The 8,053-nt window shown below is 64.5% G+C and carries 6 protein-coding genes, 1 tRNA gene and 1 other RNA gene; 5 read left to right on the top strand and 3 right to left on the bottom strand.

Going from position 1 to position 8,053, the window contains the following annotated elements; genetic code table 11:
• Positions 1-196: 196 nt before the first annotated feature.
• Positions 197-1,489, bottom strand: a complete 1,293-nt coding sequence (locus CYU59_RS03000; RefSeq protein ID WP_292975736.1) for an aminotransferase class I/II-fold pyridoxal phosphate-dependent enzyme — start codon at positions 1,487-1,489, stop codon at positions 197-199.
• Positions 1,490-1,519: 30 nt separating this feature from the next.
• An RNA gene (gene ffs / locus CYU59_RS02995) (signal recognition particle sRNA small type) lies at positions 1,520-1,614 on the bottom strand.
• A gap of 128 nt (positions 1,615-1,742) precedes the next feature.
• On the opposite strand from ffs, the gene CYU59_RS02990 reads away from it, so the two are divergent.
• From CYU59_RS02990 to CYU59_RS02980, 3 genes are all read left to right on the top strand, one after another.
• Positions 1,743-1,828: transfer RNA gene (locus CYU59_RS02990), tRNA-Ser, on the top strand.
• A 73-nt stretch (positions 1,829-1,901) separates the two neighbouring features.
• Positions 1,902-2,819 (top strand): hypothetical protein, encoded by a 918-nt coding sequence (locus CYU59_RS02985; protein WP_292975734.1) that lies wholly within the window; start codon positions 1,902-1,904, stop codon positions 2,817-2,819.
• Between the two features lie 44 nt (positions 2,820-2,863).
• A complete protein-coding gene (locus tag CYU59_RS02980) occupies positions 2,864-3,919 on the top strand; it encodes a dihydrodipicolinate reductase (protein WP_292975732.1) in 1,056 nt (351 codons plus the stop codon).
• 6 nt (positions 3,920-3,925) lie between these two features.
• Here the strand turns inward: CYU59_RS02980 and CYU59_RS02975 are convergent, their stop codons facing one another.
• Positions 3,926-4,258 (bottom strand): DUF732 domain-containing protein, encoded by a 333-nt coding sequence (locus tag CYU59_RS02975; protein ID WP_292975730.1) that lies wholly within the window; start codon positions 4,256-4,258, stop codon positions 3,926-3,928.
• A 213-nt stretch (positions 4,259-4,471) separates the two neighbouring features.
• Here CYU59_RS02975 and CYU59_RS02970 point away from each other — a divergent pair, with 213 nt between their 5' ends.
• Together CYU59_RS02970 and CYU59_RS02965 are read left to right on the top strand one after the other, a co-directional pair.
• Positions 4,472-5,029, top strand: coding sequence for an MmpS family transport accessory protein (locus CYU59_RS02970; protein WP_292975728.1), 558 nt, complete (start codon positions 4,472-4,474; stop codon positions 5,027-5,029).
• On the top strand, positions 5,026-7,959 hold the full coding sequence (locus CYU59_RS02965; protein WP_292975726.1) for an MMPL family transporter: 2,934 nt from the start codon (positions 5,026-5,028) through the stop codon (positions 7,957-7,959). Before CYU59_RS02970 ends, CYU59_RS02965 begins: the two co-directional genes overlap by 4 nt.
• Positions 7,960-8,053: the final 94 nt, after the last annotated feature.

The following is an 8,053-nucleotide window of genomic DNA, read 5'->3' as shown; positions in this document are numbered from 1 at the left end:
CTCAACGGACGAGCCAGAAAACGATTCAACTGGGACAACCCCACCAACCGAGTTAACCAACTACTACTGTCACCACCAACAGAATCCACTGTTGCAACCAAACCTTGAAACCGCCTCGCACTTGTTCGCGGCTACGTCGATCTCGACAGCGCTTGCCCGGTCGTGAGACAGCGCTTGCCCGGTCGTGAGACAGCGCTTAGCCGGTCTTCAGCAGCGACTCGGTCGCCGACAGCAGCGCACAGGTCGCCAGGCCGTCGATCGCGTCACGCAGATCCGACTCGGGCGGAAACGTGGGCGCGATACGAATGTTCTTGTCGTCCGGGTCTTTCCGGTACGGGAACGACGCGCCCGCCTCGGTCACGGCGATGCCGGCGTCCTTGGCCAGCGCGACCGTGCGCTTGGCCGTGCCGGGTAACACGTCGAGGCTGATGAAGTAGCCGCCTTCGGGCTCACTCCACGACGCAATCTTGGACTCGGTCAGCCGCTGGTCCAGAATCTCCAGCGCCAACGCGAATTTCGGCGCCAGCAGCTGCTGGTGGCGCAGCATCTGCAGGCGCACCCCGTCGGCGTCGCCGAAGAAGCGCAGATGCCGCAGCTGGTTGACCTTGTCCGGGCCGATCGATTTCTTGCCTGCGTACTGCAGGTACCAGGCGATGTTGCCCAGCGATCCGCCGAAGAAGCTGACCCCGGCCCCGGCGAAGGTGATCTTCGACGTCGACGCGAAGACGTAGGGCCGATTGGGGTTGCCCGCGGCGGCGGCCAGCCCGAGCACGTCGATCGGACGGGGAAAGTCCAGCGTCAGGGTGTGCACCGCGTACGCGTTGTCCCAAAAGAGCCGGAAATCGTCTGCGGCCGTTTGCATTTGAACGAGGCGACGAACCGCCTCCCACGAGTAGCTCAGTCCGGTGGGGTTGGCGAACACCGGGACCGCCCACAGTCCCTTGATGGCCGGATCGACAGCGACCAGCTCTTCGATCGTGTCGACGTCGGGGCCGTCCTCGAGCATCGGGACCGGAATCATCTCGATGCCGAGCGTCTCGGTGATGGCGAAGTGACGGTCGTAGCCAGGCACCGGGCACAGGAACTTGATGCCGTCCTGCTCCTGCACCCAGGGCCGCGGCGAGTCGACGCCGCCGTAGAGCATCGAGAACACGATCACGTCGTGCATCAGCTCGAGGCTGGCGTTGTTGCCGGCGATCAGGTTCTGCACCGGGATGCCGAGCAATTCACCGAAGATGGCCCGCAGCTCGGGTAGACCGTGCTGGCCGCCGTAGTTGCGGGTGTCGGTGCCGTCGCCGTCGCGGAAGTCGGTGCCCGGCAGTCCCAGCAGCGCATTGGACAGGTCGAGCTGCTCGCTGCACGGCTTGCCGCGGGTGAGATCCAGCGACAGCTTTTTGGCCTGCAGCTGCCCGTAATCCTCTTTGTGACGGGCATGCACCGCCTCGAGGTCGTCGCGGCCAAGGGAACTGAACGAGCCGTACGACACCATTCGCCTTCCGACGTTTCACTGCAGGCTTGGAATAGGGGACCCCGCGCACCCGACAGAGCCCATTGACCCTTGCTGCCTTCCGGCCCTGGGGGAGTTCACAGGATAGACGCCGCGCGGGGTCCACCGAGAGTCTAGTACCAGCACCGGATGCGACGGCCCGCCTCCTCCCAGAGCCGCGGCGGGATAGTCGCCGAGCTCGTTCCTGCCTGCATCGTCGCCGAGCTGACGTCGGCCCTCGGCTACCATTGCCGACGGAGGATTCGCCTAGTGGCCTATGGCGCTCGCCTGGAACGCGGGTTGGGTTAATAGCCCTCGCGGGTTCAAATCCCGCATCCTCCGCACTTGGTTCGGGACGTGACCAGGCCCAATTGATAGGGTCTGGTCGCTTCCGGACTACCACTCGAGGAGGGGCATGGGTCGCAGGGCCACCATCTTCTGGCACGCGGCGCTCTCGGTCGCCGCCGGCGTCCTCTACTTCTTCTTCGTGCTGCCGCGTTGGCCCGAGTTGACGGGCGAGACATCGCACGGTCTCGGCACCGCCGTGCGGATCGTCGCGGGACTTCTCGTCGGCCTGGCCGCTCTGCCGGTCGTTTTCTCCCTGGTGCAGTTGCGTAAGCCGGAGTTCGGCACCCCAGCCCTGGCGTTGACTCTGCGAACCTGGTCGGTGGTGGCGCACGTCGTCGCGGGCGTGCTGATCGTCGGCACGGCGATCGCCGAGATCTGGCTCGCCCTGGACAGCGTGGGCCAATGGCTGTTCGGCGTGTACGGCGCTGCGGCCGCGGTCGCGTTACTCGGGATCGCCGCTTTCTACCTGTCCTACGTCGCCGAGCAGCCGCCGCCACCGCCGAAGCCGCTGAAGCCCAAGAAAGAAAAGCGGCAGCGCCAACGCCGCGGCAAGAAAGCCGACGCCGGGACCACCGAAAACTACGCGACCGCGGACGACGCGGACAGCGACGAGTCCGACGAGACCGAAGCAGAGCCCGACGAGGACACCGGCCAGGACGCAGTGGAGGCCACCGCGGAGGCCGAGACCGCCGCGGACACCGAGACCGCCACCACCGCGGCCGACGACAGCCCGAGCTCCGAGGCCACGACGGAATCCACGGCCACGGCGGAAGAGGCCACGACGGAAGAGGCGACAGCGGAAGAAGCCGTCGTCGAGCCGACCACCACCGAAGCCACCGTCGAGGCCGGTGCCGACGACACCGTCGAGGACAGCGCCGATGACTCCGACGACACCGAGTCCGGCGGGCTCCGCAATCGGCGCCCGATCGGCAAGGGGTCGCATCGCCGGCGGCGTTCACGACGCGGCGTTCCCGTAGACGAGTAGGCAATCGCCCCTTCCGGTCGCCCCCACTTCCCTATGCTGAGCGAGTGCCAAACACCTATCGCGTAGTTCAGTGGAACACCGGAAACGTCGGCAAGAGCTCCCTCAAATCGATCGCAGACAACCCGTTTCTCGAGCTGATCGGCTGCTTTGCCTGGTCGCCTGAGAAAGCGGGCCGCGACGCCGGCGAGCTGGTCGGCATCGCCCCACTGGGAGTCGCGGCCACCAACGACGTCGACGCCCTGCTCGCGCTCAAGCCGGACTGCGTGGTCTACAACCCGATGTGGATCAATGTCGACGAGCTGGTCCGCATCCTGAGCGCGGGTGTCAACGTCGTGACGACCGCGTCGTTCATCACCGGCAAGAACCTCGGAGAGGGCCGCGACCGACTCGTCGAGGCCTGCGAAAAAGGGGGCTCGACGATCTTCGGATCCGGGGTCAGCCCCGGCTTCGCCGAACTGCTGGCAATCGTCTCGGCAATGGTGTGCAACCGGGTCGACAAGGTGACGGTCAACGAGGCCGCCGACACGACGTTCTACGACTCACCGGAGACGGAGAAACCAGTCGGCTTCGGTCAGCCGATCGACAATCCGGACCTACCGGCGATGGCCGCCAAGGGCACCGCGATCTTCGGCGAAGCCGTCGCGCTGGTCGGCGACGCCCTGGGGATCGAACTCGACGACATCCGGTGTGAAGCCGAATTCGCGCAAACCACAGCGGATCTCGAGATGGCGTCGTGGACCATCCCGGCCGGGTGCGTGGCGGGCACCTACATCAGCTGGCAGGGCATCGTCGACGGCAAAACCGTCATCGACCTCAACGTCAGGTGGCGCAAAGGCCAGACGCTGGAACCGGACTGGAAGATCGACGGCGACGGCTGGGTCATTCAGGTCGACGGGCAACCGACGGTGACCACCAAGGTCGGTTTCCTGCCGCCGCCATATTTCGAGGCCACCACGATCGAGGAATTCATGGACCTCGGCCACATCATGACCGCGCTGCCGGCGATCAACGCGATCCCCGCAGTGGTTGCCGCCGCGCCAGGTATCGCTACTTACGCAGACCTGCCGTTGACGCTGCCCCGAGGGTTCGTCAAGACGTGAGTCGGGTCAGGTCCCGGGAATGTTCTGCAGTTTGCCCTGCAGATCGGGGCAGTAGATGCTGATCGCCGATCCGAGGAACTGGTACGCCTGCACCTGGGTGCTGCCCCGCGGCAGATTGTGCGAGACGAACTTGGCGGCAGCGGCAGCGTCGGGATCGACCCCGACTCCGAGCCGGTGGCAGGCGATCTTGGCGATGTACGGGTTGTAATCGTGCGGTCCGTAGATACCGTATTTCGAGGCGATCAAGTTGTCGAAATCGATGTCTGGGTCGGCGCTCGCCGGCGCAGCCAAGCTGATCGCTGCGGCAACTGCGGCGATCGCAATACCCGTGAGCTTCATGGGCTGAATCCTACCTTCGTCGAACCTACGTCCGCTCATCGTCACTATCTCCCCTTCGGCCCGGCGAGCCACCGGTCCGCGCTCGCGCTACGGTCTTGAACAACCTCCGCGTCCGGTTTCTTTCTGGTCGCCTATTCAGATTAGAGTAGCTAAGGTTACACACAGGCTAATTAGTTGAGCAGCCTTCGCCTCTGGTTAGGAATTGACGCGCCCATGACGACGACTGAGCCCAGAACAGAGCCCCTGAAGACCCAGGGCTCCGCCGGTGGCGAGGGCGGGGATGTCACTCGCCAACCGCGCAAACGCAAGGGTCTGTCCGGCCTCTTCGTCCGGTACTGGCTCGTCCTCACACTCGCAGCCGTCCTCGCGCTGTCCGGCTTTGTGGTGCACCGGTTGCACGGCGTCTTCGGGATTCACAAGGGTTCATTCGGTGGCGGCACCTCCGGCGAGGTCCTCGACAGCTTCAACGCCAAGACGATCACGCTCCAGGTCTGGGGCCCACCGGGCAGCACGGCGACCATCAACTACATGGACGCTGATTCCCATCCGCAGCAAGCCCTCAACGTGCCCTTGCCGTGGAGCACGGTGTTGAGTTCGACCAAGCCCGGCATCCCGGCCAACCTGGTGGCGCAAGGAGACGGCAGTTGGATTGCCTGCCAGTTCGTGGTGAACAAGCACGACGGGAGCGGTGACGTCATCAAGACACCCAACCGCTCGGACGCCCAAGAAACGAACAACGCCTTCGTCTACTGCCTGGACAAGTCCGCATGAGCGAGACCGTCGGAACCGACGCACCTCGGGTCGATCAGCCGCTGATCCCGCCGTTTCTGCCGAAATGGATCCACCGGCTGGCGGTGCCGATCGTCATAGGGTGGTTGGCCATTGTGTTCGTCACGAACACCGTCGCGCCCCAGCTCGAGGTGGTCTCCAAGAACCACTCGGTGTCGCAGAGTCCGCGTGACGCGGTGTCGTTCCAGTCGCAGATGCGCGTCGGAAAGACGTTCGACGAGTTCAACACCGACAACTCGGCGATGGTTCTCCTGGAAGGCGACAAGCCGCTGGGGGCCGACGCTCACCGCTACTACGACGAGATCGTCCGGCGCCTGGAGGCGGACAAGAAGCACGTCCAGCACATCCAGGATTTCTGGAGCGACCCCCTGACTGCGGCGGGCTCACAGAGCCACGACCAGAAGGCCGCCTACGTGCAGGTGTACCTCGCCGGCAACATGGGCAGTGGTCTGGGCTCCGACTCCAGCGAGGCCGTCCGCAAGATAGTCGACTCGGTGCCGGCGCCGCCGGGGATCAAGGCCTACGTCACCGGCGCCGGGCCGCTGATCGCCGACCAGTCGCACGCGGGTGAGAAGGGCGTCGCGAAGGTGACCATGGTCACCATTCTGGTGATCCTGGTGATGCTGCTGTTCGTCTACCGCTCGGTGAGCACCGTCCTGATCATGCTGTTCATGGTCTTCGTCGAGTTGCTCGCGGCTCGCGGTGTGGTCGCAACGATGGGCTACTACAACCTCATGGGTCTGTCGACCTTCGCCAACAACATGCTGGTGCTGTTGGCGATCGCCGCCGGAACGGACTATGCGATCTTCATCGTCGGCCGTTACCACGAGGCCCGCGGTATGGGCGAGACGCGTGAGGAAGCCTTCTACACGATGTTCCACAGCACGGCGCACGTCGTGCTGGGGTCGGGACTGACCATCGCCGGCGCGATGTACTGCCTGAGCTTCTGCCGGTTGCCGTATTTCGAGTCTCTCGGCGTGCCCTGTGCGGTCGGCATGCTGGTCGCGGTCTTCGCGGCGCTGACGTTGGGGCCGGCCGTGCTGACCGTGGCGTCGTTCTTCAAGCTGATGGACCCGAAGCGAAAGCTGCAAACCCGGGGCTGGCGTCGCATCGGTACCGCGATCGTCCGCTGGCCCGCACCGATTCTCGCCGTGACGATCGCGGTCGCGCTGGTCGGTCTGCTTGCCCTGCCCGGCTACGAAACGGACTACGACAGCCGACACTTCCTGCCGCCGGACACCCCCGCCAACGTCGGCTATGCCGCGGCCGACCGGCATTTCGACCAGGCCCGGCTGAATCCCGAGCTACTGATGATCGAGACCGATCACGATCTGCGTAACCCGGCTGACTTCATCGTCCTGGACAAGGTCGCCAAGGCCGTCTTCCACATCCCCGGGATCGGCCGCGTTCAGACGATCACCCGGCCGCTGGGCACGCCGCTGGACCACAGCACCCTCGGTTTCCAGATGGGCGCCCAGGCCGCCGGCCGGATCCAGACCCAGCATTACCAGGAAGAGCAGGCGAAAAACCTGCTCAAGCAGGCCGATGAGCTGAAAAAGACGATGGCGACGTTGCACGAGCAGATGCGAACCACGCAGGAGCTCAGCGACACCACCCACGAGACCACCAAGCTCACCAAAGAGACCGTGAAGATCACCGAGGCGTTGCGCGACGACATCGCCAACTTCGACGACTTCTTCCGGCCGATCCGTAGCTACTTCTACTTCGAGAAGCACTGCTTCGACATTCCGGCCTGCTACACACTCCGGTCGATCTTCAATGCTCTGGACGGTATCGACCAGGTCAGCGAGAACATCGAGAACCTCAGCGCGAATCTGGACAAACTGGACAAGATTCAGCCGAGGTTGGTAGCGCTGATCCCGCCGCAGATCGCCAGTCAGCAGGCAAACCTCGACACCATCATGTCGAACTACGCGACCACGAACGGTCTGAACGAACAGGCCAAGGCGCAGTCCGACAACGCCACCGCGCAGGGCGACGCGTTCGACAAGGCCAAGAACGACGACACGTTCTACCTGCCGCCGGAAGCGTTCAAGAGCCCCGACTTCGCCCGCGGTCTCAAGCAATTCATCTCACCCAACGGACACGCGGTCCGGCTGATCATCTCGCACGAAGGCGACCCGGCGACCCCGGAGGGCGTCAGCCACATCACGCCGATCAAGCAGGCCGTACACGAGGCGATCAAGGGCACCCCATGGGAGGGCGCCAAGGTCTACCTCGGTGGCACCGCCGCGACATACAAGGACATGCACGACGGCTCCAACATCGACCTGTTGATCGCCGGAATCGCCGCGGCCACATTGATTTTCGTGATCATGCTGATCATCACCCGAAGTGTGGTGGCAGCCGTCGTGATCGTCGGCACCGTGCTGCTGTCGCTGGGCGCGTCGTTCGGGCTCTCCGTGCTGCTCTGGCAGTACATCCTCGGACTGAAGCTGCACTGGATGGTGCTGGCGATGGCGGTCATTCTGCTGCTGGCGGTCGGTTCGGACTACAACCTGTTGCTGATCTCCCGCTTCAAAGAGGAGATCAGCGCCGGGCTCAAGACCGGCACGATCCGCGCTGTGGCCGGATCCGGATCGGTGGTTACCTCTGCCGGTCTGGTGTTCGCCGCCACGATGGCCACCTTCGCCTTCAGCCCGCTCAAGGTGATGGCCCAGGTGGGTACGACGATCGCGTTGGGTCTGCTGTTCGACACCCTGATCGTGCGGTCGTTCATGACACCATCGCTGGCGACCCTGCTCGGCCGTTGGTTCTGGTGGCCGCAACACGTGCGTCCGCGCCCGGCCAGCGTCATGCTCCAGCCGTACGGGTCACGCCCGGCGGTACGCGAGCTGATTCACCGCGCGCCCGAGGACGAGACCGAAGCCGGAGTGGTCGAGAAGGTCTAGTGCCTTGCGGGGCAACTGGATTGAGCGGCTTGTCCGTTTCAGCGATGGTCCTTGAAACTGACGTTGGCGCGGAGAAGTGCGAGTGGCCACCACG

This window comes from Mycobacterium sp. (genome assembly GCF_002863225.1).
Classification (GTDB): domain Bacteria; phylum Actinomycetota; class Actinomycetes; order Mycobacteriales; family Mycobacteriaceae; genus Mycobacterium.
Note: the sequence above shows the minus strand (reverse complement) of the source record. Positions and strands in the feature narration are given on the sequence as shown.

What these genes read in the sequence shown, in the direction of transcription:
- CYU59_RS02975 (WP_292975730.1), bottom strand. Translation starts at nt 4,258, where the DNA reads ATGAAGCTCACGGGTATTGCGATCGCCGCAGTTGCCGCAGCGATCAGC.
- CYU59_RS03000 (WP_292975736.1), bottom strand. Translation starts at nt 1,489, where the DNA reads ATGGTGTCGTACGGCTCGTTCAGTTCCCTTGGCCGCGACGACCTCGAG.
- CYU59_RS02985 (WP_292975734.1), top strand. Translation starts at nt 1,902, where the DNA reads ATGGGTCGCAGGGCCACCATCTTCTGGCACGCGGCGCTCTCGGTCGCC.
- CYU59_RS02965 (WP_292975726.1), top strand. Translation starts at nt 5,026, where the DNA reads ATGAGCGAGACCGTCGGAACCGACGCACCTCGGGTCGATCAGCCGCTG.
- CYU59_RS02970 (WP_292975728.1), top strand. Translation starts at nt 4,472, where the DNA reads ATGACGACGACTGAGCCCAGAACAGAGCCCCTGAAGACCCAGGGCTCC.